Below are 1365 nucleotides of genomic sequence, written 5' to 3'. Positions count from 1 at the left end.
AGGAAATAATCAATTCGACACAAACAAAAATCATTAATCAATAATTAAGATAATCCTACCCAAGATGGGTAGGATTATCTTTTCAGTAATTAAACCACATACATCGCTTACGCACAAGATTTATGAAAGTTTGTGATAATAAGCAATGTACATCGAACTATTAGCCGATTCAAGTCAAAACCCTAAACGGTTTCAAATTCTCCATGCACCAACAGATATCCTCCTAGAAACAGATTTTAAGTTAGGAGATTTTGTTGAGTCTAATAGCATCGATTTTATTATCAATCATGCTGTAAATCTAGGATATGAAGTAAAAATATCCCATCCCAAAGAGCAAGACAATGAAAAATATACTCTCCCTCAAATCAGTGAGGAGCTTGCTGATTTGATGATTAATTATCCATCAGACTTAAAATTACGAACTAATGGGATGGTTTTTGAACAAAGGGCATATTTAATGTCTAAAGTTTACGATGAAGTGTGCCAAAATCTCGAATCAAAAGCTCTCTTAAAAGAAGCCGAGTATTGGCTAATAAATTACGCACGAGAGGTAATTGCCAAACAATGCCATTACTTACCAGATATCCTTCTTAAAGTAGATAACCCGGTTATTAGAGCAATGGCAATAGATACACTCATGCTCTGGCAGCCAGATTGGAAAAACGCTATCTCCCAATATGTAGGAAGCAGATTTGAAGCTGGTAACAATGAGTTTGAGGTTATCAGCTACTATCACAATCAAGAAAAAAAGGGTAGGGACGGGATAATGGTACTGTGCAAGGTAACAAAAACCATGAATAATTATCTTGAATTTCCTACGTTTCCCTTCAATACAAACTGTACTCTTGGAACTTATCAAGTCGAAAATGCACTTAACCAAAGGTTGGCTTAAAACAGAAATCAGAAGCTAAAATATCACTCATGAGCGACCAACAAATCAGTTATTTAATAACAGGCATTTGCACGTTTCATTGGAATGCTGACTTTCATAAATTCTGTGAAGTCTGCAACTTTGACCCCAATCATGCTTACTCAAAGGAGAAATGGCAGCAGTGGCAACAATTTGTATCTGGCATAAAGGCGTTTGACCAAAATACCCTTGCCAAGCTAGTTGAAGCAGGCCATCAGTTAGCACCGTAATCATAATATCAAACCACCACACTCACTAACGCAGCTGTGCATGAATTATCGAAATAATTAGCCACATGAATTCATGCACGCCCAAATCCGTCATTTGGTATCTTCGCTTGACAACTTACCCGAAGAATGGCGAATCGTCCCTACCTTTGGTAAACGTCCTCTAGGGAAAGAATGGGAAAAAAATACCTACTCTCCCAGAGAACTACAAGCCGAACTCGTCCGCCG

Annotated in this window: 2 protein-coding genes; both read left to right on the top strand. The window is 37.7% G+C overall.

From position 1 onward, the window contains the following. The first annotated feature begins 145 nt into the window (after positions 1 to 145). Positions 146 to 892: a hypothetical protein gene (locus tag ACWATR_RS40055; RefSeq protein ID WP_289794692.1), complete on the top strand. Its 747-nt coding sequence runs from the start codon at positions 146 to 148 to the stop codon at positions 890 to 892. A gap of 29 nt (positions 893 to 921) precedes the next feature. Next, positions 922 to 1140, top strand: a complete 219-nt coding sequence (locus tag ACWATR_RS40050; RefSeq protein ID WP_289794691.1) for a hypothetical protein — start codon at positions 922 to 924, stop codon at positions 1138 to 1140. The last annotated feature ends 225 nt before the right edge of the window (positions 1141 to 1365 follow it).

The organism is Nostoc sp. UIC 10890 (genome assembly GCF_054786515.1).
This window is presented reverse-complemented; position numbering and strand designations above follow the sequence as displayed.